Origin of the sequence: Shewanella sp. Choline-02u-19, from assembly GCF_002836205.1 — a bacterium.
GTDB lineage: Bacteria > Pseudomonadota > Gammaproteobacteria > Enterobacterales > Shewanellaceae > Shewanella.
Window position 1 is genome coordinate 13,441 of record NZ_PJBE01000010.1, and the last position, 26,795, is coordinate 40,235.

A 26,795-nucleotide genomic window follows, 5' to 3' on the forward strand; every position below is an offset into this window, starting at 1 on the left:
CTCAAACCTCTTCTAAGCTCAATTAACCCAAGCTAATTTGAACGTCAACGCCAGCTGCAAGATCTAAACGCATAAGTGCGTCTACAGTCTTTTCAGTCGGCTCGACGATATCAACAAGACGCTTGTGAGTACGAAGTTCGTACTGATCACGCGCATCTTTATTAACGTGTGGAGAAGTCAAAATGGTATAACGTTCTTTACGCGTAGGAAGTGGAATTGGACCACGAACCTGTGCGCCTGTACGCTTAGCAGTTTCAACGATTTCCGCAGTAGACTGATCAATCAAACGATGATCAAATCCTTTTAAGCGGATACGGATTCTTTGGTTCTGCATTGACCAGAGCTCCTAAAATGTACACATAAAAAATCACCCTCTAGCTTCTTCCTTTTGGAAAAGCAGAGCGAGATGATTTAACCGTTCGACTCACAATCGGAGTCGCTGTTTTTTTACGTCAACCTCAAGGGTAGACCAATTTAAATCGCCTAATGGTTAAGGCGAGGGGGTATTATACTGACTTTAGCGCTCAGATCAACCCCACTGTTTGAAATACCGTCAAATAGACAGAATTCAATAAAGTGGCGGCTATTATACCGAGCCAGATCAAGATTACTAGCCCCAATAACTTTCTTTCGGAAATTAAAAAGGCAGCCTAGGCTGCCTTTTTTGATATTGAGTTAAGACTCGTTGCTATTAAGCAACAATCTTAGCTACAACACCAGCACCAACAGTACGGCCACCTTCACGGATAGCGAAGCGTAAACCTTCATCCATCGCGATTGGGCAGATTAGTGTAACTGTCATCTGTACGTTATCACCAGGCATTACCATCTCAACGCCTTCAGGCAATTCGATAGTACCAGTTACATCCGTTGTACGGAAATAGAACTGTGGACGGTAACCTTTGAAGAATGGAGTGTGACGTCCGCCTTCTTCTTTAGACAGAACGTAGATTTCTGACTCAAAAGTTGTATGTGGAGTAATTGAACCTGGAGCAGCAAGAACCTGACCACGTTCAACATCTTCACGCTTAGTACCACGTAGAAGAACACCACAGTTTTCGCCAGCACGACCTTCGTCAAGTAGCTTGCGGAACATTTCAACACCAGTACAAGTAGTCTTAGTAGTATCACGGATACCAATAATTTCGACTTCTTCACCAATCTTGATGATACCGCGCTCTACACGACCAGTTACAACTGTACCACGGCCTGAGATTGAGAAAACATCTTCGATTGGAAGAATGAATGCACCATCAATAGCACGCTCTGGCTCTGGAATATAAGTATCAAGTGCTTCTGCAAGCTCAAGAATTTTAGCTTCCCACTCTGGCTCGCCTTCAAGGGCTTTAAGCGCAGAACCTTGGATAACTGGTAAGTCATCACCTGGGAAGTCATATTCAGAAAGAAGTTCACGAACTTCCATTTCTACAAGCTCAAGAAGCTCTTCGTCATCTACCATGTCACATTTGTTCATGAATACGATGATGAATGGTACGCCAACCTGACGTGAAAGCAGGATGTGCTCACGTGTTTGTGGCATTGGACCATCTGTAGAAGCAACTACTAGAATCGCGCCGTCCATTTGAGCAGCACCAGTGATCATGTTTTTAACATAATCGGCGTGACCAGGACAATCTACGTGTGCGTAGTGACGTGCAGGTGTGTCATATTCGATGTGAGAAGTATTAATTGTAATACCGCGCTCACGCTCTTCAGGAGCATTATCGATTTGTGCGAAGTTTTTAACTTCACCACCGTAAGTCTTAGTTAACACAGACGAGATAGCAGCAGTAAGAGTTGTCTTACCATGATCGACGTGTCCGATAGTACCCACGTTTACGTGTGGTTTAATACGTTCAAATTTTTCTTTAGCCACGATATATTCCTTTCTTTTCAGAAAATGCTCGGTTTATTTAACCGAGCAATAGCAATTAATTATATCAATAATAGAGTCTGGCTATTAGCCTCGAGCTTCCATTATTGCTTTAGTAACATTTTGCGGTGCATCGGAGTACTTCAAAAACTCCATTGAGTATGAAGCACGACCCTGAGTCGCAGAGCGCAAAGCGGTTGCATAACCGAACATTTCAGACAAAGGTACTGTTGCATGCACAAGTTTAACACCTGCGATACCATCGTCCATACCTTCAATTAGGCCACGACGACGGTTTAAGTCTCCCACAACATCACCCATATGATTTTCAGGTGTTGTCACTTCGACTTTCATACAAGGTTCAAGCAAGGCAGGGTCTGCTTCAAGAGCACCCTTTTTAAAGCCCATTGAACCGGCGACTTTAAAGGCCATTTCGTTCGAATCCACATCATGATATGAACCGTCAAACAAAGTAACCTTTACGTCTAGAATAGGGAAGCCGGCTAATACGCCGCTCTTCATCTGTTCTTGAATACCTTTGTCTACTGCTGGGATGTATTCCTTTGGAACAGAACCACCAACAATTTCATTGACAAATTCGTAGCCAAAACCTTGTTCTTGAGGTTCTAGCTTTAACCAAACATGACCGAATTGACCTCGACCACCAGATTGGCGAATGAACTTGCCTTCAACTTCCACGCTTGCGCGGATAGTCTCACGATATGCAACTTGAGGTTTACCTACATTACAGCTAACACCAAACTCGCGACGCATACGGTCAACGATAATGTCTAAGTGTAGCTCACCCATACCAGAGATCAGTGTTTGGCCTGATTCTTCATCAGTTTCAACACGGAACGACGGATCTTCCGCTGCAAGTTTTTGCAACGCCATCCCCATCTTATCTTGGTCTGCCTTGGTTCTAGGTTCAACAGCAATAGTAATTACAGGCTCAGGAAAATCCATTCGCTCCAGAACTACTTTATGGTCAATATCGCACAATGTATCGCCAGTCGTCACGTCTTTAAGACCAATAGCTGCAGCGATGTCGCCAGCGCGTACTTCTTTAATCTCTTGACGGTCATTAGCGTGCATCTGCACCATACGACCAATACGTTCACGTTTTTGCTTAACAGAGTTATAAACGCCAGCACCGGTTTCCAATACACCTGAATAAACACGTATAAAGGTTAAGGTACCCACAAATGGGTCTGTTGCAATCTTAAAGGCTAAAGCAGCGAAAGGCGCATTATCATCCGCAGGACGATATGTTTCTTTCTCATTGTCATCCATTCCCGTAATTGCAGGAACTTCGACAGGTGACGGTAGATAATCTACCACTGCATCGAGCACCGCTTGCACACCTTTGTTCTTAAAAGCAGAACCACAGGTGACCAAAACGATTTCATTATTTAAGGTACGCTTACGTAATGCCTCTTTGATCTCAACTTCTGAAAGTACACTTCCTTCGAGGTATTTTTCCATCAGTTCGTCTGAAGCTTCCGCTGCACTCTCAACCAAGTACTCACGCATTTCTGCTGCTTTATCGGCTAAGTCTGCTGGTATTTCTTCATAACTGAAAGTCATTCCCAGGTCTTCTTCAGACCAGTTAATCGCTTTCATCTTGATCAAATCAACAACACCTTTGAACTCTTCTTCTGCACCGATATTCAGCTGAATAGGGACACAGTTTGCTCCAAGACGGTTACGGATCTGTTCGACTACGCTATCAAAGTCAGCCCCTGCACGGTCCATCTTATTGATGAAAACCATACGAGGGACATGATACTTATCAGCTTGACGCCAAACAGTCTCAGATTGAGGTTCAACCCCAGATGAACCACAGAATACAACCACAGCACCATCTAAGACTCGTAGTGAACGTTCTACTTCAATAGTGAAGTCAACGTGACCAGGAGTATCGATGATGTTGATACGGTGTTCAGTAAACTGCGCATCCATTCCGCGCCAGAAAGTAGTCGTTGCGGCTGATGTGATGGTAATCCCACGTTCCTGCTCTTGTTCCATCCAATCCATAGTGGCTGCGCCATCATGAACTTCACCGATCTTATGAGACATACCGGTGTAGAATAGAACACGTTCAGTTGTGGTGGTTTTACCAGCGTCAACATGAGCGACAATACCGATATTACGATAACGCTCAATTGGAGTTGTACGAGCCACGATTTATACCCTCTTAGCTAAAACCTGAGTGTTAGCAATGCAAGTAAGGCGTGGGACTTAGCCCACGCCAAGATATTACCAGCGGTAATGAGCAAACGCTTTGTTTGCTTCTGCCATACGATGCACGTCTTCGCGCTTCTTAACAGCAGTACCTTTGTTGTCTGATGCGTCTAGCATTTCACCGGCTAGACGTAACGCCATAGATTTTTCACCACGCTTACGTGCAGCTTCAACCAACCAGCGCATCGCCAGTGCGTTACGACGCACTGGACGAACTTCACATGGTACCTGGTATGTAGAACCACCAACACGACGAGATTTAACTTCGACGGTTGGACGCACATTGTCCAGGGCTGCTTCAAGGATAACTAGATGATCTTCGCCTTTCTTTTCGAAAGCGGTATCTAGTGCCTTGTAAATAATTTTTTCTGCAGTCGACTTTTTGCCGTCCTGCATAATGACGTTGATGAACTTAGCCAGCAACTCACTGTTGAACTTTGGATCTGGTAGGATTTTACGTTGTCCTACAACGCGACGTCTTGGCATAACAATTTCTCCGTATGCTTCAGGGACCCCAAAACTGGAATCTCAATAAAAACTAGCTTGGCCTTACTTAACGGAAAACGTTAAGACTTAGGACGCTTAGCACCGTACTTTGAACGACCTTGACGACGTTCACTTACACCAGCACAATCTAAAGCGCCACGTACAGTGTGGTAACGTACACCCGGTAGATCTTTTACACGACCACCGCGGATTAGAATTACACTGTGTTCCTGCAGGTTGTGGCCTTCACCGCCGATGTACGAAGTAACTTCGAAACCGTTAGTTAGACGCACACGAGCTACTTTACGTAGTGCAGAGTTAGGTTTTTTTGGTGTGGTTGTGTATACGCGAGTACAAACACCACGTTTTTGTGGACACGCTTCCAACGCAGGCACATTAGTCTTATCGACTTTAGGTGCGCGTGGCTTACGTACCAACTGGTTTACAGTTGCCATGTATAGCTCCGAATCAGTTGACCGAATCAACAGTAAGGTGTGAAAAATCTATATCCCACAGGTGTGGGACGCGAAATTTTAGAAGTGTATGGCGTTAGTGTCAAGAAATAGACAACTTTTAACCGATTTAAAGTAAAAAAAAGGCGCAAAAGGCGCCTTTTTTACAATTTGTTTACTTTTCAGACTGAATTAATCAGAACTTCCAGCTAGATTTAGTAAATCTGCAAGGTTCTGCTCAGCTTCGCTTGCGCTAATTGTTGGTGCTTCAGTAGACGTTGGTTTCGCCGCCGCTGCTGCACGCTTCTGATGGTATGCGTAACCCGTACCAGCAGGGATCAAACGACCCACAATTACGTTCTCTTTAAGACCGCGTAGTTTGTCTTTCTTACCGCCAACGGCTGCTTCAGTAAGAACACGAGTGGTCTCCTGGAACGATGCTGCTGAGATAAATGACTCTGTCGCTAGAGACGCCTTGGTGATACCAAGAAGGTCACGAGTAAAGGTGACTAACTGCTTTCCTTGCGCTTCAAGTTCGCGGTTAGCGATCTTAACGCGTGAAACTTCAGCTTGCTCGCCTGCTAGGAAATTACTGTCACCAGCATTAGTGATCTCACACTTACGCAGCATCTGGCGAATAATCACCTCAATGTGCTTATCGTTGATCTTAACACCCTGTAGACGGTAAACATCCTGCACTTCATTCACGATGTAGTTAGCCACATTGTGGATACCACGTAGACGTAGAATATCGTGCGCAGCTTCTGCACCATCAGCAATAACTTCACCACGTTCGACTTTTTCGCCTTCGAACACGTTTAGGTTACGCCACTTAGGAATCATCTCTTCGTAGTGCTCGCCACCTTCTGCAGGGGTAATCACTAGACGACGCTTACCTTTGGTTTCCTTACCGAACGAGATAGTACCCGATACTTCAGCAAGAATAGCTGGCTCTTTCGGCTTACGCGCTTCAAACAAGTCGGCTACGCGTGGCAGACCACCGGTAATATCACGAGTCTTAGACGATTCTTGAGGAATACGTGCTAAGGCATCACCAACGTTAATTGATGCGTTATCGTCAAGGTTGACAATCGCGTTGCCAGGCAAGAAGTATTGTGCTGGAACTTCAGTACCAGGAATCTTCAAGTCACCGCCATCAGCTGCAACGAGACGAATCATAGGACGCATCTCTTTACCGGCTGTTGGACGTTGTGCAACATCTAATATCACAATAGATGATAGACCCGTTAGATCATCTGTTTGACGTGTCATAGTGACATTGTCAATCATATCGACGAACTTAGTACTACCCGCAACTTCAGTGATAATTGGGTGAGTATGTGGATCCCAGTTAGCGATAATATCGCCAGCTGCAACAGCTGCATCTTCTAGTTTTTCTAGAATAGTACCGTATGGCACCTTATAACGCTCTTTCTCACGACCTAGCTCATCAATAATGGCTAGCTCTGAAGAACGAGATACAATGACCAATTTGCCATTGATGTTCGTTACATGCTTAGCATTGTGCAGCTTTAGAGTACCCGCGTTCTTAACTTGAACGTTGTTCTCTGCTGACGCACGAGATGCTGCACCACCAATGTGGAAGGTACGCATCGTAAGCTGTGTTCCTGGCTCACCAATTGACTGAGCCGCAACAACACCGATTGCTTCACCTTGGTTGATGATATGGCCACGAGCCAAATCACGACCATAACAAGCAGCACACACACCGAAGTCTGTATCACAGCTAATTACTGAGCGAACAATCATTTCATCGATTGAATTATCTTCGATGATGTCACACCAAGCTTCGTCAAGCAGTGTATTACGGGGCACAAGTACTTCTTCAGTACCTGGCTTAAATACATCTTGAGCAACAACACGACCTAGAACACGTTCACGCAACGGCTCAACAACATCACCACCTTCAATAAGGGGTTTCATTGTTAGACCTTCAAACGTGCCACAGTCTTCTTCAATCACAACTAAATCTTGTGCAACGTCTACTAGACGACGAGTCAGGTAACCTGAGTTAGCTGTCTTCAATGCCGTATCCGCTAGACCTTTACGCGCACCGTGAGTCGAAATAAAGTACTGAGATACGTTTAGACCTTCACGGAAGTTTGCGGTAATCGGTGTTTCGATGATTGAGCCATCTGGCTTAGCCATCAAACCACGCATACCGGCAAGCTGACGAATCTGTGCAGCACTACCACGAGCACCAGAATCGGCCATCATGTAGATACTGTTGAAAGATTCTTGCTCTTCTTCTACGCCGTCACGGTTAATCACTGTCTCAGTTGACAGGTTTTGCATCATCGCTTTAGAAACTTTTTCGTTCGCGCTTGCCCAGATATCGATGACCTTGTTGTAACGCTCACCGGCTGTTACTAGACCTGACTGGAACTGCTCTTGAATCTCAAGAACTTCCGCTTCAGCGTCTGCAACTAGCGTGTACTTTTCATCTGGAATAACCATGTCGTTGATACCAACAGAGGCACCAGACACAGTTGCATAATGAAAACCGGTATACATCAATTGGTCAGCAAAGATAACGGTATCTTTAAGACCTAGTTGACGGTAACAAGTGTTCAATAGCTTAGAGATCTGCTTCTTACCCATGTTCTGGTTAACCAGATCATAAGATAAGCCTTTTGGCAGAATCGTTGAAAGCAATGCACGACCCACTGTTGTATCTACGATACGACGAGTCTTAACTTTTTCGCCTGCTTCGTTAATCTTGGTTTCGGTAATACGAACCTTAACGCGAGCATGCAATTCTGCGAAGCCGGTGCGGTAAGCTTTTTCAGCTTCTGCAACATCAGCAAATGCCATGCCTTCACCCTTGCCGTTAATGCGCTCACGACTCGTGTAGTAAAGACCCAATACAACATCCTGAGATGGTGTAATCACCGGCTCACCGTTTGCAGGTGATAGGATGTTGTTGGTAGACATCATTAGTGAACGTGCTTCTAGCTGAGCTTCCAGCGTTAGCGGCACGTGAACAGCCATTTGGTCACCATCGAAATCGGCGTTGTATGCCGCACAAACCAATGGGTGAAGCTGAATAGCTTTACCTTCGATGAGTACTGGCTCAAATGCCTGGATACCTAGTCTGTGCAATGTTGGTGCACGGTTAAGCATCACTGGGTGTTCACGAATAACATCGTCTAGAACATCCCAAACTTCTGGTACTTCACGTTCAACCATCTTCTTAGCAGCTTTAATGGTAGTAGCTAAGCCACGACCTTCTAACTTGCCATAGATGAACGGCTTAAATAGCTCAAGTGCCATCTTCTTAGGAAGACCACACTGATGTAAGCGAAGCGTTGGACCAACGGTAATAACCGAACGACCAGAGTAATCAACACGCTTACCTAGCAAGTTCTGACGGAAACGACCTTGCTTACCTTTGATCATATCGGCCAAAGATTTAAGCGGACGCTTGTTAGAACCTGTAATAGCACGACCACGACGACCGTTATCTAAAAGCGCATCGACAGATTCTTGCAACATACGCTTTTCGTTACGTACGATGATATCTGGAGCAGCTAGATCTAACAGACGCTTTAGACGGTTGTTACGGTTAATTACACGACGGTAAAGGTCGTTCAAATCAGACGTAGCAAAACGTCCGCCATCTAGTGGAACTAGAGGACGTAGATCAGGTGGCAGAACTGGCAGCACTTTAAGGATCATCCACTCAGGCTTGTTACCTGATTGGAAGAATGCCTCAACAAGCTTAAGACGCTTAGTGATCTTCTTACGACGAGTCTCAGAGTTGATTGATGGCAATTCTTCGCGCATCATTTCAATTTCTTTTTCAAGCTCGATAGCACGTAGCAATTCTAGAACTGCTTCAGCACCCATCTTAGCTTCGAATTCATCACCGTACTCTTCCAATGCATCCAGATAAGTTTCTTCTGTTAGCATTTGGCCGCGTTCAAGACTGGTCATGCCAGGCTCGATGACGACGAAAGATTCGAAGTAAAGTACACGTTCGATATCACGAAGAGTCATATCTAGCATCAAACCGATACGAGACGGCAGTGACTTCAAGAACCAAATATGTGCTACTGGGCTTGCAAGATCGATGTGACCCATACGTTCACGACGTACTTTAGTCTGCGTGACTTCAACGCCACACTTTTCACAGATCACACCACGGTGCTTAAGACGCTTATACTTACCGCATAAACATTCGTAATCTTTTACTGGACCAAAAATACGCGCACAGAATAAACCTTCACGTTCAGGCTTGAATGTACGGTAGTTAATGGTTTCTGGCTTCTTAACTTCACCAAACGACCAAGAACGGATCAAATCAGGTGACGCTAGGCCAATCTTGATTCCATCAAATTCTTCAGTCTTACTTTGCTGTTTCAGAAACTTTAATAAGTCTTTCACGTTTCTCTCCTGAAGGAGTTAAATCGGGTGCCCTGCTACTGCAGAGCACCGATTTTGCCAAATAGAGGCGGGAACCAGTTTTACTTGGTATCCAACTCAATGTTGATACCGAGTGAACGGATCTCTTTCAACAATACGTTGAAAGATTCAGGCATACCTGGTTGCATCTGATAGTTACCGTCGACGATGCTCTTATACATCTGAGTACGACCGTTCACATCATCCGACTTAACAGTTAGCATTTCCTGAAGAGTATATGCTGCACCGTAAGCTTCAAGTGCCCATACTTCCATCTCACCGAAACGCTGACCACCGAACTGCGCTTTACCACCCAATGGCTGCTGAGTAACAAGACTGTACGAACCGGTAGAACGGGCGTGCATCTTATCGTCAACCAAGTGGTTAAGCTTGAGCATGTACATATAACCTACGGTTACTTGACGCTCAAATTCGTTACCAGTACGACCATCACACAGCGTTAGCTGACCTGATGTCGGTAGACCTGCAAGAGCAAGCATCTGCTTGATCTCTTTCTCTTTGGCACCATCAAACGCAGGTGTAGCTGTTGGTACACCACCTTTAAGGTTTTTAGCAAGACGCAAGATTTCATCATCAGTAAATGAATCGATGTCGACTTTTTGAATTACTTCGTCGCCCAATTCATAAACTTCTTTGATGTATCCGCGAAGTTCTGCCAATTCGCGCTGCTCTTCAAGCATTTCAGCAATACGATTACCGATACCTTTAGCTGCAGCACCCATATGAACTTCAAGTACTTGACCGATGTTCATACGTGACGGTACACCTAGTGGGTTCAATACGATATCCACTGGGTTACCTTTGTCATCGTAAGGCATGTCTTCAACAGGACAAATCTTAGAGATTACACCCTTGTTACCGTGACGACCCGCCATCTTATCACCAGGCTGGATAGTACGTTTGACAGCAAGGTAAACCTTAACAATCTTCAGTACGCCAGGTGCTAAATCATCACCTTGAGTGATCTTACGACGCTTAACTTCAAATTTCTTATCGAAATCAGCTTTCAGCTCTTCCGCTTGCTCAGCTAATTGTTCTAGCTCAGTTTGCTTACCTTCATCATCGATGGTTTGAACCAACAATTGTGAACGTGAAATCGCGTTAAGTTGTTCTTCAGTGTAGCCTTCACCCAATAATAGGTTACGAGCACGACCAAGAACACCCTCTTCAAGAATTTGGAACTCTTCAGTCAAATCCTTCTTCGCTTCAGCGATATGCAACTCTTCGATTTCAACAGCACGCTTATCTTTATCAACGCCGTCACGAGTAAATACTTGAACGTCGATGATAGTACCTTTAACAGAGTTAGGTACACGTAGTGAACTGTCTTTAACGTCAGAAGCTTTTTCGCCGAAGATTGCTCGGAGGAGCTTCTCTTCTGGAGTCAGCTGTGTTTCACCCTTAGGTGTCACTTTACCAACTAGGATGTCGCCACCCTTAACTTCAGCGCCGATATAAACGATACCTGATTCATCTAACTTAGAAAGCGCAGATTCACCAACGTTTGGAATATCAGCAGTGATCTCTTCGCTACCCAACTTAGTATCACGAGCAATACATGAAAGCTCTTGAATATGGATAGTGGTGAAACGATCTTCCATCGCAACACGCTCAGAGATAAGGATTGAATCCTCAAAGTTGTAACCGTTCCAAGGCATGAACGCGATACGCATGTTCTGACCAAGAGCCAAATCACCTAAATCGGTAGATGGACCATCGGCTAGTACGTCACCGCGAACAACTGGATCGTTCATGCTACAACAAGGACGTTGGTTAATACACGTGTTCTGGTTAGAACGAGTGTATTTAGTCAGGTTGTAGATATCGATACCAGCTTCGCCAGGCGTTAGCTCAGCTTCGTCAACTTTTACCACGATGCGGCTAGCGTCAACGTAGTCAACATAACCACCACGTTTAGCAACAACAACAACGCCTGAGTCAACAGCAAGAGTACGCTCAATACCAGTACCAACTAGAGGCTTATCAGCCCTAAGTGTAGGCACGGCCTGACGTTGCATGTTTGCACCCATCAATGCACGGTTCGCATCATCGTGTTCTAGGAACGGAATTAGCGATGCCGCAACAGAAATAATCTGTTGTGGTGAAACATCCATATATTGGATATCACCAGCACCCATAAAGGTAGAATCACCTTTATGACGACAAGCAATAAGCTCATCCATCATGCGACCAGTTTCGTCGAGTTGAACGATAGCCTGTGCAATAACGTAGCGACCTTCTTCGATAGCTGACAAGTAATCTACTTCGTCAGTTACCACACCATCAACTACCTTGCGGTAAGGTGTTTCAAGGAAACCATAGTTGTTTGTACGAGCAAAGGTTGCCAACGAGTTGATCAAACCAATGTTTGGACCTTCAGGAGTTTCGATTGGACATAGACGACCGTAGTGCGTCGGGTGTACATCTCGAACCTCAAAACCAGCACGTTCACGAGTCAAACCACCAGGGCCAAGCGCAGAAATACGACGCTTATGCGTCACTTCTGAAAGCGGGTTGTTTTGATCCATGAATTGTGAAAGCTGTGAAGAGCCAAAGAATTCTTTAACAGCTGCAGAGATTGGCTTGGCATTAATCAGATCTTGAGGCATAAGCTCATTTAGATCGCCAAGGCTCAAACGCTCACGTACGGCACGTTCTACACGAACGAGACCAACACGGAACTGGTTTTCAGCCATTTCACCAACACTACGGATACGACGGTTACCAAGGTGATCGATATCATCAACTTCGTCAAATCCATTACGGATGGCGATGATGTTCTTCATCACGGCAACGATATCTTCTTTAGAAAGGATACCCGTACCTTCGTCGTCATCAATACTTAGACGACGATTGAACTTCATACGACCGACTTTAGACAGGTCATAGCGTTCTTCGCTGAAGAAAAGGTTATTAAATAACGCTTCTGCAGCATCTTTAGTTGGTGGCTCACCTGGGCGCATCATACGATAGATTTCAACAAGCGCTTCTAAGCGGTTAGTTGTTGAGTCTATACGTAGAGTGTCAGACATATAAGCACCGTTATCAAGCTCGTTGATAAACAGTGTGCTTACTTCTTTAATGCCAGCAAGTGAAAGCTTTGCAAGGTCTTCTAAGCCAATTTCTGCGTTTGCAGAAACTAAAACTTCACCGGTATCTGGATCGATATAATCTTTACCAGAAATTTTGCCAACGATGTACTCAACAGGTACTTCTAGCTCGGTAGTCTTAGTCTTTTCTAGTTGACGAATATGACGCGCAGTAATACGGCGGCCTTTCTCAACAAGAACAGTGCCATCAGCTTCTTTTATATCATAGCTTGCTGTTTCGCCACGTAGACGATCAGCAACAAGATCCATTACTAATGAATCTTTCTTGATCTTAAAGTTTACGCGATCGAAGAACAGGTCGAGAATGTCTTGAGTCGAATAATCTAATGCGCGAAGAATGATCGTAGCGGCCAATTTACGACGGCGGTCAATACGAACAAACAATGCATCTTTAGGATCGAATTCAAAGTCTAACCAAGAACCACGGTAAGGAATAATACGTGCATTATAAAGCACCTTACCTGAAGAGTGGGTTTTACCACGGTCATGATCGAAGAATACGCCCGGGCTACGGTGTAGCTGAGATACGATAACACGCTCAGTACCATTAATTACAAAAGTACCGTTGTTAGTCATAAGAGGGATATCCCCCATATAAACTTCTTGTTCTTTAATATCTTTTACAGTGCCAGGTGCCGCTTCACGGTCATAAAGAACCATACGCAATTTAACGCGTAATGGAGCTGCATATGTGATACCACGAATTTGACACTCTTTCACATCAAAAACAGGTTCGCCTAGCTTATAGCTAACGTACTGTAATTCTGAGTTACCAGAAAAACTTTTGATGGGAAAAACGCTACGGAAAGCGGCTTCAAAACCACGCTCGCCAGTAGGATCTTGATCGGTGAACTTCTTAAATGAGTCCAACTGTATAGACAAAAGATAAGGAATATCCAAAACTTGTGGACGTTTACCAAAGTCTTTGCGAATACGCTTCTTTTCAGAATAGGAGTAAACCATGGGTTTCCTCTGATTACGAGATGTGACCAAGACTGACCAATCATTTGATTGAGACAGCACGTTTGCCCATCACCGTTGATGGCAAGAACCTAACCAGTAATCTCTGTTAGGGACTGCAAAATCTGGCGACAAACGGTGAATAAAAAATCGCCTGCGCATACAGCGCAAAAAAGGCCGACGGTTAAAAAACCGCCAGCCCTAACCTAATTTCTTAGGTTGAGTAAGTTAAGTTATAACTTACTTGATCTCTACAGAAGCACCAGCTTCTTCTAGATCAGTCTTAAGCGTGTCAGCTTCTTCTTTAGAAATAGCTTCTTTAACAGCTATTGGAGAAGATTCTGCCATAGCTTTAGCTTCTTTAAGGCCTAGACCTGTAGCGCCACGAAGAGCTTTAATTACTTTAACTTTGTTCTCACCGAAAGAAGTAAGAATAACGTCAAACTCTGTTTGCTCTTCAGCAGCAGCAGCTTCGCCACCACCAGAAACAACAGCAGCAGCAGCAGATACGCCGAACTTCTCTTCCATTGCTTCGATTAGTTCAACAACTTCCATTACAGACATTTCTGCAAGAGCTTCTAAGATTTGGTCTTTAGTGATAGACATAACAAAAAATTCCTAATTGTACTGAATTCAATTTTAATTAAGCGGCTAATAAAATTATTAAGCAGCTTCTTTCTGATCGCGTAGAGCGGCCAATGTACGAACGAACTTGCCTGCAGATGCTTCTTTTAGAGTCATCATGAACTGAGCTAGTGCTTCTTCGTATGTTGGTAGTTTTGCTAAACGATCAATATCAGATGCAGGGATTAATTCCCCTTCAAAGGCTGCTGCTTTGATTTCAAACTTCTCTTGTGACTTCGCGAAATCTTGTAGAAGACGCGCTGCTGCACCTGGGTGCTCATTAGAGAATGCAATCAAAGTAGGACCAGTGAACGTATCGCTTAAGCACTCAAAATCAGTACCAGCGACAGCGCGTTTTACTAGTGTATTACGTACAACTTTAACGTATACACCAGCTTCACGAGCTGCTTTACGAAGACCGGTCATATCACCTACAGTTACGCCACGTGAATCGGCAACAACTGCAGATAAAGCACCTTTGGCAGCTTCGTTGACTTCAGCAACAATCGCTTTTTTGTCTTCGAGTCCTAATGCCATTGGCTTTACTCCTGGATTCTATCTAGGGAAAATCCCTAGCAATTACCATGCTAAATATCTAATGATATCTAGCGACTTACGGCGCGAAAAGATCCAGCAGAATAAAATCTATCTGGGGTCCGACACCGTCTACGTAGGAGATTAAGTTAGTTATTCAACTAACACCTACGGTCTTGGACGGAGATTGATTTTTAATCCAAAAAGATTAAACCTCAACCTCAACCCTACAAAGTGCGCGCATTATAGACTAATACGCGAGCATTGTAAATTTACTTACCATCATCCAGAGTACTCTGGTCAATAGTAACACCTGCACCCATAGTGGTAGAGATGCTTACTTTCTTAAGGAAAACACCTTTAGCAGCTGCTGGCTTGGCTTTTTTAAGAGCAACAAGAAGAGCTTCTAAGTTTTCTTTAAGTTGAGCTGTTTCAAAATCCACTTTACCAATAGTAGTGTGGATGATGCCGTTCTTATCGTTACGATAGCGAACTTGACCAGCTTTAGCGTTCTTAACTGCTTCTGCAACGTTTGGCGTTACAGTACCAGTTTTAGGGTTAGGCATAAGACCACGTGGGCCTAAGATTTGACCTAACTGACCAACAACGCGCATTGCATCTGGAGATGCGATTACAACGTCAAAGTTCATTTCACCCGCTTTAACTTGGGCAGCAAGCTCGTCCATACCGACTAGCTCAGCACCGGCTGCAATAGCAGCTTCAGCGTTTGCGCCTTGAGTAAATACAGCTACACGTACGTCACGACCAGTACCGTGTGGTAGCACAGTAGCGCCACGAACGTTTTGGTCAGATTTACGTGGATCAACACCAAGGTTTACAGCTACGTCAACACTTTCAAGGAACTTAGCAGTTGCTAGTTCTTTTAATAGTGCAACAGCTTCATTGATGTCGTAGTTCTTAGTTACTTCAACTTTTTCGCGGATCAAACGAGCGCGTTTAGTTAGCTTTGCCATTATATTAGTCCTCTACTACCAAACCCATTGAACGCGCAGTACCTTCAATTGAACGAGTCATCGCTTCAATATCAGCACCAGTCATATCCGCGGCTTTAGTCTCAGCAATTTCCTGGACAACGCTACGCTTGATAGTTCCCACTTTGTCAGTGTTAGGACGGCCAGAACCAGACTTCAAACCAGCTGCTTTAAGCAGTAGGAAAGATGCAGGTGGCGTCTTAGTTTCGAAAGTGAAAGAGCGATCAGTATATACAGTGATAACAACAGGAATTGGCATTCCTTTATCGAAATTTGCAGTACGAGCATTGAATGCTTTACAAAATTCCATGATGTTAACACCTTTCTGACCCAATGCTGGGCCAACTGGTGGCGACGGGTTTGCAGCACCGGCTGCTACTTGTAGTTTGATGTAACCATCAACTTTCTTTGCCATGAGACATTTTCCTCAAGTTTGGGTTCAAACGCCATCAACAAAATGTTGAAAAGCTCCCCGAAAAATATGGGTGCGAATTATATACAAATTCACACCCATTTCCAATTAGTATTTGTACTTTATTTAATCAGCTCTTTTCAATCTGACTAAAATCAAGTTCTACTGGCGTTGAGCGACCGAAGATCATGACAGAAACCTTAACGCGGTTCTTCTCATAATCCACTTCTTCAACAGTACCGTTAAAGTCAGCAAAAGGCCCGTCAGTAACGCGAACCACTTCGCCTGGCTCAAACATAACGCGATGCGTTGGAGACTCAGTAGTATCCTGAAGACGCTGAAGGATTGCATCAGCTTCTTTATCAGAAATTGGTGCTGGACGATCTGATGTACCACCAATGAAGCCCATCACACGAGGGATACTCTTCACTAAGTGCCAGCTCTCGTCATTCATTTCCATCTGTACTAATACATAGCCAGGGAAGAATTTACGTTCGCTCTTACGACGTTGGCCTGCACGCATTTCAACGACTTCTTCAGTGGGTACTAATACTTCACCAAAGTAAGCTTCCATCTCGTGCATTCTGATATGTTCGTGCAACGATTTACAAACGCGGCCTTCATAGCCAGAAAACGCTTGTACTACATACCATCTTTTTTTAGCTTCAGTTGCTTCAGTCATTCGAGATGCCTATACGCCAGTAATAAAATTAACAATTCTAAGCAATACTGCGTCCATGCCCCAAAGGATTAATCCTAAAATGGCGGTTGCAGCTAATACAATAAAAGTTGTATTCAGTGCTTCTTGACGCGTAGGCCAAACCACTTTACGAACTTCAATCTGTGATTCACGAGCAAACGTTAACGCTTGCTTGCCTTTCTCTGTTTGCGACGCAATAAGACCAGCAACGGCAAAGGCAATTACAACGCCTATCGCGCGTACTAAAACACTTGCTTCAGCGAAATAATGGTTGCCAATAATAGCAGCAGCCAACAAGATTATGACTAGGCCCCACTTTATAATATCCAGAGAATTACCCTGGCTTTCAGTATTTGTTGTCATCGGTTAATTCCGTTACTCACTACGTTCTGAGACTAGTAATACTATAAATATAGCATTTTGCTCAGTGAAAAAATCAGTCAGGCTTCAATCCGAACTGACGACGGCTCAATACACTCACTAAAAGCATATCCAGCGAGTCAAAAATCGGTCATAGATTGTATTCTTATTCCACGTATTTGGCAAGAATACAAAGCCCAGCTTAACTAACAAAATTAGTACAGACTTATAATGGAAATTAAAAAGGCAGCCTAGGCTGCCTTTTTTGATATTGAGTTAAGACTCGTTGCTATTAAGCAACAATCTTAGCTACAACACCAGCACCAACAGTACGGCCACCTTCACGGATAGCGAAGCGTAAACCTTCATCCATCGCGATTGGGCAGATTAGTGTAACTGTCATCTGTACGTTATCACCAGGCATTACCATCTCAACGCCTTCAGGCAATTCGATAGTACCAGTTACATCCGTTGTACGGAAATAGAACTGTGGACGGTAACCTTTGAAGAATGGAGTGTGACGTCCGCCTTCTTCTTTAGACAGAACGTAGATTTCTGACTCAAAAGTTGTATGTGGAGTAATTGAACCTGGAGCAGCAAGAACCTGACCACGTTCAACATCTTCACGCTTAGTACCACGTAGAAGAACACCACAGTTTTCGCCAGCACGACCTTCGTCAAGTAGCTTGCGGAACATTTCAACACCAGTACAAGTAGTCTTAGTAGTATCACGGATACCAATAATTTCGACTTCTTCACCAATCTTGATGATACCGCGCTCTACACGACCAGTTACAACTGTACCACGGCCTGAGATTGAGAAAACATCTTCGATTGGAAGAATGAATGCACCATCAATAGCACGCTCTGGCTCTGGAATATAAGTATCAAGTGCTTCTGCAAGCTCAAGAATTTTAGCTTCCCACTCTGGCTCGCCTTCAAGGGCTTTAAGCGCAGAACCTTGGATAACTGGTAAGTCATCACCTGGGAAGTCATATTCAGAAAGAAGTTCACGAACTTCCATTTCTACAAGCTCAAGAAGCTCTTCGTCATCTACCATGTCACATTTGTTCATGAATACGATGATGAATGGTACGCCAACCTGACGTGAAAGCAGGATGTGCTCACGTGTTTGTGGCATTGGACCATCTGTAGAAGCAACTACTAGAATCGCGCCGTCCATTTGAGCAGCACCAGTGATCATGTTTTTAACATAATCGGCGTGACCAGGACAATCTACGTGTGCGTAGTGACGTGCAGGTGTGTCATATTCGATGTGAGAAGTATTAATTGTAATACCGCGCTCACGCTCTTCAGGAGCATTATCGATTTGTGCGAAATTCTTAACTTCACCACCGTAAGTCTTAGTTAAGACAGACGAGATAGCAGCTGTTAGCGTTGTTTTACCATGGTCGACGTGACCAATAGTACCCACGTTAACGTGCGGTTTAATACGTTCAAATTTTTCTTTAGCCATGGTATTGCCCCAATCCAAAATACTGGTGATGAAACTGCATGTAGCAAAAAATCCGATGCATAAATGCTACCGAATCAGTGAGTAAGATAATTAAGATATATAAGAAGCAGGAGGCGTGCTGACAGAAGGTCTTAAACGGGAAAAAGCACTCGTAATCGAGTGCTTTCTACTGATTAAGTATTATCAGCAAGAATTTGGAGCGGATGGCGGGAATCGAACCCGCGTTATCAGCTTGGAAGGCTGGAGTAATACCATTATACGACATCCGCGTAACCTACTTCAGGCTACCTAACTAACTAGAAAGTGGTGGAGGGAGAAGGATTCGAACCTTCGAAGGCTGAGCCGTCAGATTTACAGTCTGATCCCTTTGGCCACTCGGGAACCCCTCCAGGGAAATGGTGCCGGCACCAAGAGTCGAACTCGGGACCTACTGATTACAAGTCAGTTGCTCTACCAACTGAGCTATGCCGGCGTGTCATTTCGGTAGCGGATATTATGGAAGTGTGAGCATAAGTGCAATAGCAAAATCGTTTTTTTTCTAAAAAAAACGCCAACAGAGGTTTTTTTACGCGCATTTCCGCCTTAATGTTTACTTTTAAGCCAATTAAATTGATTTGCTCAACATTGACTAAACGACTATCCCGTAGCAGTTGTCGATAATAAATTCATAGTGTAATCTGCCCTCCTTAACGGAGAACTTCGCAATGACGCAAAACAATCAAATTCATAAAGCACTTTACCTACCTTTCGAGCGTCAGCAATGGGCTGAATTGAGAGAATCGGTGCCTTTAACACTCAGTGAAAATGATCTAGCGGATCTGCGCGGTATCAACGAAAAAATATCACTGTCAGAAGTCACTGATATTTATCTCCCTTTAAGTCGACTACTCAATCTTAACGTCGGTGCTAAACAGCAACGCGGCTTAGCACTGAATGAATTTCTCGGCCGTGTTCCGCCGAAAAGACCCTACATTATTAGCATTGCTGGCAGTGTCGCTGTAGGGAAAAGCACTACAGCGCGTATTTTGCAGGCACTACTAAGTCATTGGCCCGAACATCCTAAAGTCGATTTAATGACTACAGATGGTTTCCTGCATCCGCTGGCAGAGCTTAAACGTCGTGGTTTAATGCAACGTAAAGGATTTCCTGAAAGTTACGATATGAAGGGGTTAGTTGAGTTTATTTCAGCAGTAAAAGCGGGAGAGTCGGCCGTCAGTGCCCCCATCTACTCTCATATCACCTACGACAGAATACCGAATCAGTTACAGTGGGTCCGTCAACCCGACATTCTCATTATTGAAGGTTTAAATGTATTGCAGACGGGTCAAGACTCAGCGGTAGACACTCGACGTCCATTTGTATCTGATTTTGTCGACTTTAGTATCTATGTTGATGCTGAAGAAGAATTATTAAAGAAATGGTATATAGAACGTTTTCTACAATTTAGAACCGGAGCATTTAGTGAAGATAGCTCTTATTTTCACCATTACTCTCAATTAAGCGATGCTGAAGCAACAGCAATAGCATCAAAAATTTGGGACAGCATCAACGGACCAAACTTAACCTTAAATATCCACCCAACTCGTGAACGAGCTCATCTTATTTTGCAAAAAGGACCGGACCATCGAATGGATCAAGTCCTCCTAAGAAAATAGTACTCGTTAAGTTAACGATCGCAGGCTTATTTCACCACCAATAAAACTCTTTAGGCCGTTGGCAGTCTCGAGCACCACGGCTCCCTGCTGATCAATACCTCTGCAAATGCCTTGAACTTCCTCAGTACCTATAATGAGCTTAATCTCTTGGCCGTTAAAGAGATCTGCCTCTCCCCATCTGGCTTGAAAAGGCGCTAAACCTTCATCTTGAAACTTGCACAGATCTTGCTGCAATTGTTTCTGCAACAACGTTAGCAATGCTGTCTTATTTGGCATGTTTTCCAGAGAGGTTAAATCACTCCAAGGCTGGTCAATTGATTTTCCTTGCTGTTCACTCATCGCCATATTCAAACCAATGCCGATCACAAGATTGCATTCGCTGTCGGTGTGGCCACTCATCTCAATCAGTACACCCGCTAATTTCTTACCTGCCAAGTAGATATCATTAGGCCACTTAACTCCCACATTGGGCACTTCTAATTGCTCAAGCACTGACACAATAGAACACGCAACCACTAAACTTAGCCCCATCGCCTGAGCCATTCCCTGCGGAAACTGCCAATACATAGAAAAATAAAGATGACATCCATAAGGCGACACCCAAACACGCCCTCTTCGGCCTCGCCCTGCGGACTGATATTCAGCGACACAAATATCACCAGAATCGAGCTCATCAGCATGCTTTAGAATAAAACCATTGGTACTGGGGATCTCATCAAAATAGAAACATCGCTGCTTCACTCCGCTTTTTAACGTGCTTTCATCCACTAACGATAGCGGGTTACTCAACTTATAGCCTTTACCTTTGACGCAATAAATATCAACGCCATAACCTTCCAGTCCGCTAATATGGTTAGCGACTGCCGTTCTCGATACCCCAAGCTTTGCCGCTAACGCTTCGCCTGAAACAAAGTGCCCATTAGCAAGTTCAGCTAAGATACTGCGCTTACGACTCCATTGTTCTGCCATGTTATAAGTTCCTTTCTCCAGTCGCCGCGATCATTCTAGGTTCTGGTTCTAATTTGATACCAAATTTGTCTTCAATACAATCGACCACATGCTGCGCCAACGCTAAAATATCATGACTGGTGGCATTGCCTCGGTTTATTAATACCAACGCTTGATCTTGATGTACTGCAGCACCGCCAACTTGATAACCTTTTAATCCAGCATTCTCAATGAGCCAACCTGCGGCAACTTTTGTATTAGCTATCCCTAGAGGATATCCGACGATGCTCGGGAATTGATGCACTAAAGCATTAAATTGATGGTTAGCAATCACAGGGTTTTTAAAGAAACTACCGGCATTACCAACCTTGTTAGGATCAGGTAACTTAGTCATTCGAGTTTTGCAGATACAGTCAAACACTTCTCTTGGCGTTACATTGGTATTTTTTAGTGCCTTAAGTGGTCCATAATCCAATTTAGGTCTCCATATTTTAGCGACTTTAAAGCCCACTCTAGTAATCAGTGCTTTACCTAATAATTGCTGCTTGAAAATTGAATCTCTATAAGCAAACTGACAATCTTTTGCATTAAGTCGAATATGCTTGCCAGTGGCAAGTTCCACGTATTCAACCCAGTCGCATATATCCGTTAACTCAACACCGTAAGCACCGATATTTTGAATCGGCGCAGCACCCACCTTGCCGGGAATAAGCGCAAGGTTTTCTAATCCCGCAATATTTTTCGCCAAACAAAAGCAAATGAGTTCATGCCAGTTCTCTCCCGCTGCAACCGAAAGAAGGTGAAAATGTTCAGTGTCAGCAATTTCAATCCCTCTCGTTTCAACAAGTACCACAGTGCCCTCAAAATCGTCACAGAAAATGACGTTGCTACCACTACCAAGCACCAGCATAGGCTCTTTAGCTTGGTAAAGCGCTAAGCAGCAAGAGATTAGCTGCTCTGTGGTTTTAACGGTAATAAGCTCTCGACAGGAGTGTTCAAGCCCAAAGGTATTATGCGATTTTAGAGAAACGGAATGGGTCACTGAGGCAGTCTTATTCATCAAAGGAAAGTCACATTGTATCGTAAACCGATTACTCTCAGAAGCCCCTATCACCCAAGTTGGATTTAGCCAAAGACACAACGGGCTGGCACACGGCAGTTAACTCCCACATTTCATGGAGCCGGCCGCAAGTTCTCGTCATGGATCAAGTGTGCTGTCAGCATTCCCAGCCAACAAGATCTATAGTTTTGCTTCTACCTGTCCAACTTAATCAATAAACTACTTATCTTCAGCTGTTTTCATTTGAACCTTAGTAAAGATGCTGTATGTGATAGGTTTCAGTAGGTTTTTTGACGAAATTTCGCAGTCGTTTAGTCAAAGCATAATGTAATGAAGGTACACCACCTACTCAACAGGTCAGCAGAGCCAACGAGAGGCATTTCACATTCTGCAGCTTTGGGAGATTGGCTTTATATCTACTTTATCTACTAACGTAACTTTCTCAGCAAATAGTATTGTCTGTTCGATTAGAATTTTTGCAGTTACCACTTTTAAATACAGCTGAGATATAGGTATTCACTCAATAACCCGCCGCGGTTCTTGTTCCGTTATCGTGCGGTTTTACGGTAAAAACGCAGTATTAGTTACTTTTACTCGGTCACAAATAAATTGAAAAATCGCGATAGGTATATAAAAGTGACGAACTATATAATGCACTCACCCATTTCAGCTCAATAATAAGCCAACGAGCCCGTATATTGTCTCTTTTCATGCCATAAAAAACAGACACGAAAAAGCCCTAGCATTGCTGCTAGGGCTTATCGTAATGTTGGCGGAGTGGACGAGACTCGAACTCGCGACCCCCGGCGTGACAGGCCGGTATTCTAACCAACTGAACTACCACTCCTTTAGCAAAAAGCCGAAGCATGATGCTAAATTCTTTTAAAGTCGCTAACGTGTCAAAGGTTAGTAGACTCGCTTTACCTCTTTATAAGAGATTAAGCTAAATAGGCGCCTGGAAATGACCTACTCTCACATGGGGAAACCCCACACTACCATCGGCGATACTGTGTTTCACTTCTGAGTTCGGAATGGGATCAGGTGGGGCCACAGCTCTATGGTCTCCAGACAAATTTGGAATTCGAAAAGCTGTTACTCGCTATCGCAAGTAAATCGAAATTTATTATTGAGTTTTAACACCACATTAAGTGCTTTATTCTAACTCTGGTGTTTTGTAAAAACATCAGTCTCATACAAAACCCATCAGGGTTGTATGGTTAAGCCTCACGAGTCATTAGTACAAGTTAGCTCAACGCCTCACAACGCTTACACACCTTGCCTATCAACGTCCTAGTCTCGAACGGCTCTTTAGAGGAATTAAATTCCTAGGGATGACTCATCTTAGGACTCGCTTCCCGCTTAGATGCTTTCAGCGGTTATCGATTCCGAACGTAGCTACCGGGCAATGCTATTGGCATAACAACCCGAACACCAGCGGTTCGTCCACTCCGGTCCTCTCGTACTAGGAGCAGCTTCCTTCAATCATCCAACGCCCACGGCAGATAGGGACCGAACTGTCTCACGACGTTCTGAACCCAGCTCGCGTACCACTTTAAATGGCGAACAGCCATACCCTTGGGACCGACTTCAGCCCCAGGATGTGATGAGCCGACATCGAGGTGCCAAACACCGCCGTCGATATGAACTCTTGGGCGGTATCAGCCTGTTATCCCCGGCGTACCTTTTATCCGTTGAGCGATGGCCCTTCCATACAGAACCACCGGATCACTATGACCTACTTTCGTACCTGCTCGACGTGTATGTCTCGCAGTTAAGCTGGCTTATGCCATTGCACTAACCGTACGATGTCCGACCGTACTTAGCCAACCTTCGTGCTCCTCCGTTACTCTTTGGGAGGAGACCGCCCCAGTCAAACTACCCACCAGGCACTGTCCCGAACCCCGATTCAGGGGCCGCGGTTAGAACATCAAAACTACAAGGGTGGTATTTCAAGGTTGACTCCACATCATCTAGCGACAATGCTTCAAAGTCTCCCACCTATCCTACACATGTAGGTTCAATGTTCAGTGCCAAGCTATAGTAAAGGTGCACGGGGTCTTTCCGTCTAGCCGCGGGTATACGGCATCTTCACCGCAATTTCAACTTCACTGAGTCTCGGCTGGAGACAGCGTGGCCATCATTACGCCATTCGTGCAGGTCGGAACTTACCCGACAAGGAATTTCGCTACCTTAGGACCGTTATAGTTACGGCCGCCGTTTACCGGGGCTTCGATCATGAGCTTCTCCGAAGATAACCCAATCAATTAACCTTCCGGCACCGGGCAGGCGTCATACCGTATACTTCCTCTTGCGAGTTTGCACAGTACTGTGTTTTTGATAAACAGTTGCAGCCACCTGGTATCTGCGACTGCCAACAGCTTAAGGAGCAAGTCCTATCACCGTCGGCAGCGTACCTTCTCCCGAAGTTACGGTACCATTTTGCCTAGTTCCTTCAGCCGAGTTCTCTCAAGCGCCTTGGTATTCTCTACCCAACCACCTGTGTCGGTTTGGGGTACGATTCCTACTAACCTGAAGCTTAGAAGATTTTCCTGGAAGCATGGCATCAACTACTTCATCACCTTAGTGACTCGTCATCAGTCCTCAGTCTTGCAATTAAATGCGTATTCCCGGATTTGCCTAAGAATACAACCTACAACCTTAAACGCGGACAACCAACGCCGCGCTAGCCTAGCCTTCTCCGTCTCTCCATCGCAGTTAGCAGAAGTACAGGAATATTAACCTGTTTCCCATCGACTACGCCTTTCGGCCTCGCCTTAGGAGTCGACTCACCCTGCCCTGATTAACATTGGACAGGAACCCTTGGTCTTTCGGCGAGGGAGTTTTTCACTCCCTTTATCGTTACTCATGTCAGCATTCGCACTTCTGATACCTCCAGCGTGGGTTACCCCTTCACCTTCAACGGCTTACAGAACGCTCCTCTACCGCACTAGTGTAAACACTAGTACCCATAGCTTCGGTGTATTGCTTAGCCCCGTTAAATCTTCCGCGCAGGCCGACTCGACTAGTGAGCTATTACGCTTTCTTTAAATGATGGCTGCTTCTAAGCCAACATCCTAGCTGTCTAAGCCTTCCCACATCGTTTCCCACTTAGCAATAACTTTGGGACCTTAGCTGATGGTCTGGGTTGTTTCCCTTTTCACGACGGACGTTAGCACCCGCCGTGTGTCTCCCGAGTAGTACTCATTGGTATTCGGAGTTTGCAAAGGGTTGGTAAGTCGGGATGACCCCCTAGCCTTAACAGTGCTCTACCCCCAATGGTATTCGCTCGAGGCGCTACCTAAATAGCTTTCGAGGAGAACCAGATATCTCCCGGTTTGATTGGCCTTTCACCCCCAGCCACAAGTCATCCGCTCATTTTTCAACATAAGTCGGTTCGGTCCTCCAGTTGATGTTACTCAACCTTCAACCTGCCCATGGCTAGATCACCGGGTTTCGGGTCTACACCTTGCAACTAAACGCGCAGTTAACACTCGGTTTCCCTACGGCTCCGCTATTCGCTTAACCTCGCTACAAAATGTAAGTCGCTGACCCATTATACAAAAGGTACGCAGTCACGGTCTCAAGAACCGCTCCCACTGCTTGTACGTATACGGTTTCAGGTTCTATTTCACTCCCCTCACAGGGGTTCTTTTCGCCTTTCCCTCACGGTACTGGTTCACTATCGGTCAGTCAGGAGTATTTAGCCTTGGAGGATGGTCCCCCCATGTTCAGACAAGATGTCACGTGTCCCGTCCTACTCGTTTTCACGTAAAGTTAGTTTTCATGTACGGGGCTATCACCCTGTGCCGCTGTGCTTTCCAACACATTCCACTAACACCCTCTACGCTTAAGGGCTAATCCCCGTTCGCTCGCCGCTACTAGGGGAATCTCGGTTGATTTCTTTTCCTCCGGGTACTTAGATGTTTCAGTTCCCCGGGTTTGCCTCATTAACCTATGAATTCAGTTAATGATACATGCTTATGCATGTGGGTTTCCCCATTCGGAAATCGTTAGCTCAAATGCTTGTTACTAGCTCGCCAACGCTTATCGCAAGTTACTACGTCCTTCATCGCCTCTGACTGCCAAGGCATCCACCATATACGCTTAGTCACTTAACCATACAACCCAAATAAGTCTCTATGAGAAATACTCGTTGTTTCAAGCGGGTAAGCTTAAAACAGCCGTATCATAACTAATGGTTTCTACTTTCGCCAAAATTAGAATTTTTCACTTATTGCTGCGACGCAATAAGCCAAGACACTTAATGTTTAAGTGTTTAGAACTCAATTTTTTAAATTTCGCGCTAACCCTATAAACAACAACCTACAAGTAAGTCGCTGTCCCTTTTCAGGTTAACACTATCAGCTTTCCAAATTTTTAAAGAACGGGCTTAAAAAAGCCAAAGATAAATTTTCGTTTATCTTTGGCATCTCTATCCAATGCATGCCTTACTTTCTACTGG

The 26,795-nt window shown here is 44.6% G+C and carries 17 protein-coding genes, 4 tRNA genes and 2 rRNA genes; 1 reads left to right on the forward strand and 22 read right to left on the reverse strand.

The genetic code is table 11. From position 1 onward, the window contains the following. Window positions 1-22 precede the first annotated feature (22 nt). The 17 genes from rpsJ to CXF83_RS00310 all read right to left on the reverse strand — a co-directional run bounded on the left by rpsJ (window position 23) and on the right by CXF83_RS00310 (window position 19,142). Window positions 23-334: a 30S ribosomal protein S10 gene (gene rpsJ / locus CXF83_RS00230; RefSeq protein ID WP_005503530.1), complete on the reverse strand. Its 312-nt coding sequence runs from the start codon at window positions 332-334 to the stop codon at window positions 23-25. 357 nt (window positions 335-691) lie between these two features. Then, a complete protein-coding gene (gene tuf, locus CXF83_RS00235) occupies window positions 692-1,876 on the reverse strand; it encodes an elongation factor Tu (protein ID WP_101088972.1) in 1,185 nt (394 codons plus the stop codon). Window positions 1,877-1,960: 84 nt separating this feature from the next. Then, a complete protein-coding gene (gene fusA, locus CXF83_RS00240) occupies window positions 1,961-4,057 on the reverse strand; it encodes an elongation factor G (protein WP_101088983.1) in 2,097 nt (698 codons plus the stop codon). 75 nt (window positions 4,058-4,132) lie between these two features. Next, window positions 4,133-4,603 carry a 30S ribosomal protein S7 gene (gene rpsG, locus CXF83_RS00245; protein WP_101088982.1) on the reverse strand — a complete coding sequence of 157 codons (471 nt, stop codon included), beginning with the start codon at window positions 4,601-4,603 and terminating at the stop codon, window positions 4,133-4,135. A gap of 80 nt (window positions 4,604-4,683) precedes the next feature. After that, entirely contained in the window at window positions 4,684-5,058 is a 375-nt protein-coding gene (gene rpsL, locus CXF83_RS00250; RefSeq protein WP_101088981.1) for a 30S ribosomal protein S12, read from the reverse strand. Window positions 5,059-5,247: 189 nt separating this feature from the next. After that, the gene (rpoC, locus tag CXF83_RS00255) at window positions 5,248-9,462 is read right to left on the reverse strand and encodes a DNA-directed RNA polymerase subunit beta' (protein WP_101088980.1); all 4,215 of its coding nucleotides are present in this window, start codon (window positions 9,460-9,462) and stop codon (window positions 5,248-5,250) included. 80 nt (window positions 9,463-9,542) lie between these two features. After that, window positions 9,543-13,574 carry a DNA-directed RNA polymerase subunit beta gene (rpoB, locus tag CXF83_RS00260; RefSeq protein ID WP_101088979.1) on the reverse strand — a complete coding sequence of 1,344 codons (4,032 nt, stop codon included), beginning with the start codon at window positions 13,572-13,574 and terminating at the stop codon, window positions 9,543-9,545. Between the two features lie 237 nt (window positions 13,575-13,811). After that, window positions 13,812-14,177 (reverse strand): 50S ribosomal protein L7/L12, encoded by a 366-nt coding sequence (rplL, locus tag CXF83_RS00265; RefSeq protein ID WP_101088978.1) that lies wholly within the window; start codon window positions 14,175-14,177, stop codon window positions 13,812-13,814. Between the two features lie 57 nt (window positions 14,178-14,234). Further along, on the reverse strand, window positions 14,235-14,732 hold the full coding sequence (gene rplJ / locus CXF83_RS00270; protein WP_101088977.1) for a 50S ribosomal protein L10: 498 nt from the start codon (window positions 14,730-14,732) through the stop codon (window positions 14,235-14,237). 269 nt (window positions 14,733-15,001) lie between these two features. Then, a complete protein-coding gene (gene rplA / locus CXF83_RS00275) occupies window positions 15,002-15,703 on the reverse strand; it encodes a 50S ribosomal protein L1 (protein ID WP_101088976.1) in 702 nt (233 codons plus the stop codon). A gap of 4 nt (window positions 15,704-15,707) precedes the next feature. Beyond that, window positions 15,708-16,136: a 50S ribosomal protein L11 gene (gene rplK / locus CXF83_RS00280; protein ID WP_101088975.1), complete on the reverse strand. Its 429-nt coding sequence runs from the start codon at window positions 16,134-16,136 to the stop codon at window positions 15,708-15,710. Between the two features lie 127 nt (window positions 16,137-16,263). Continuing rightward, the gene (nusG, locus tag CXF83_RS00285) at window positions 16,264-16,815 is read right to left on the reverse strand and encodes a transcription termination/antitermination protein NusG (RefSeq protein WP_101088974.1); all 552 of its coding nucleotides are present in this window, start codon (window positions 16,813-16,815) and stop codon (window positions 16,264-16,266) included. A 9-nt stretch (window positions 16,816-16,824) separates the two neighbouring features. Beyond that, window positions 16,825-17,196 carry a preprotein translocase subunit SecE gene (gene secE, locus CXF83_RS00290; protein ID WP_101088973.1) on the reverse strand — a complete coding sequence of 124 codons (372 nt, stop codon included), beginning with the start codon at window positions 17,194-17,196 and terminating at the stop codon, window positions 16,825-16,827. A 289-nt stretch (window positions 17,197-17,485) separates the two neighbouring features. Further along, window positions 17,486-18,670, reverse strand: a complete 1,185-nt coding sequence (gene tuf, locus CXF83_RS00295) for an elongation factor Tu (RefSeq protein WP_101088972.1) — start codon at window positions 18,668-18,670, stop codon at window positions 17,486-17,488. 195 nt (window positions 18,671-18,865) lie between these two features. Beyond that, window positions 18,866-18,939, reverse strand: a tRNA-Gly gene (locus CXF83_RS00300). 35 nt (window positions 18,940-18,974) lie between these two features. Beyond that, window positions 18,975-19,059 (reverse strand) — tRNA-Tyr (locus CXF83_RS00305). A gap of 7 nt (window positions 19,060-19,066) precedes the next feature. Further along, window positions 19,067-19,142, reverse strand: a tRNA-Thr gene (locus CXF83_RS00310). Between the two features lie 232 nt (window positions 19,143-19,374). On the opposite strand from CXF83_RS00310, the gene coaA reads away from it, so the two are divergent. After that, window positions 19,375-20,325, forward strand: coding sequence for a type I pantothenate kinase (coaA, locus tag CXF83_RS00315; RefSeq protein ID WP_101088971.1), 951 nt, complete (start codon window positions 19,375-19,377; stop codon window positions 20,323-20,325). A gap of 6 nt (window positions 20,326-20,331) precedes the next feature. Here coaA and birA read toward each other — a convergent pair whose 3' ends face one another. The 5 genes from birA to CXF83_RS00340 form a co-directional block, all read right to left on the reverse strand. Further along, window positions 20,332-21,294, reverse strand: a complete 963-nt coding sequence (gene birA, locus CXF83_RS00320; RefSeq protein WP_101088970.1) for a bifunctional biotin--[acetyl-CoA-carboxylase] ligase/biotin operon repressor BirA — start codon at window positions 21,292-21,294, stop codon at window positions 20,332-20,334. Between the two features lies 1 nt (window position 21,295). Continuing rightward, window positions 21,296-22,333 carry a UDP-N-acetylmuramate dehydrogenase gene (gene murB, locus CXF83_RS00325; RefSeq protein ID WP_101088969.1) on the reverse strand — a complete coding sequence of 346 codons (1,038 nt, stop codon included), beginning with the start codon at window positions 22,331-22,333 and terminating at the stop codon, window positions 21,296-21,298. A 770-nt stretch (window positions 22,334-23,103) separates the two neighbouring features. Continuing rightward, window positions 23,104-23,180, reverse strand: a tRNA-Asp gene (locus tag CXF83_RS00330). A gap of 106 nt (window positions 23,181-23,286) precedes the next feature. Continuing rightward, window positions 23,287-23,402, reverse strand: a 5S ribosomal RNA gene (gene rrf / locus CXF83_RS00335). 144 nt (window positions 23,403-23,546) lie between these two features. Further along, window positions 23,547-26,451: ribosomal RNA gene (locus tag CXF83_RS00340) — 23S ribosomal RNA — on the reverse strand. Window positions 26,452-26,795: the final 344 nt, after the last annotated feature.

Excerpts from the sequence above, each read along its gene's own strand:
- rpsJ (WP_005503530.1), bottom strand. The coding sequence starts at position 334 with ATGCAGAACCAAAGAATCCGTATCCGCTTAAAAGGATTTGATCATCGT.
- rpsG (WP_101088982.1), bottom strand. The coding sequence starts at position 4,603 with ATGCCAAGACGTCGCGTTGTAGGACAACGTAAAATCCTACCAGATCCA.
- rpsL (WP_101088981.1), bottom strand. The coding sequence starts at position 5,058 with ATGGCAACTGTAAACCAGTTGGTACGTAAGCCACGCGCACCTAAAGTC.
- rpoB (WP_101088979.1), bottom strand. The coding sequence starts at position 13,574 with ATGGTTTACTCCTATTCTGAAAAGAAGCGTATTCGCAAAGACTTTGGT.
- rplL (WP_101088978.1), bottom strand. The coding sequence starts at position 14,177 with ATGTCTATCACTAAAGACCAAATCTTAGAAGCTCTTGCAGAAATGTCT.
- rplJ (WP_101088977.1), bottom strand. The coding sequence starts at position 14,732 with ATGGCATTAGGACTCGAAGACAAAAAAGCGATTGTTGCTGAAGTCAAC.
- rplA (WP_101088976.1), bottom strand. The coding sequence starts at position 15,703 with ATGGCAAAGCTAACTAAACGCGCTCGTTTGATCCGCGAAAAAGTTGAA.
- rplK (WP_101088975.1), bottom strand. The coding sequence starts at position 16,136 with ATGGCAAAGAAAGTTGATGGTTACATCAAACTACAAGTAGCAGCCGGT.
- nusG (WP_101088974.1), bottom strand. The coding sequence starts at position 16,815 with ATGACTGAAGCAACTGAAGCTAAAAAAAGATGGTATGTAGTACAAGCG.
- secE (WP_101088973.1), bottom strand. The coding sequence starts at position 17,196 with ATGACAACAAATACTGAAAGCCAGGGTAATTCTCTGGATATTATAAAG.
- tuf (WP_101088972.1), bottom strand. The coding sequence starts at position 18,670 with ATGGCTAAAGAAAAATTTGAACGTATTAAACCGCACGTTAACGTGGGT.
- coaA (WP_101088971.1), top strand. The coding sequence starts at position 19,375 with ATGACGCAAAACAATCAAATTCATAAAGCACTTTACCTACCTTTCGAG.
- birA (WP_101088970.1), bottom strand. The coding sequence starts at position 21,294 with ATGGCAGAACAATGGAGTCGTAAGCGCAGTATCTTAGCTGAACTTGCT.
- murB (WP_101088969.1), bottom strand. The coding sequence starts at position 22,333 with ATGAATAAGACTGCCTCAGTGACCCATTCCGTTTCTCTAAAATCGCAT.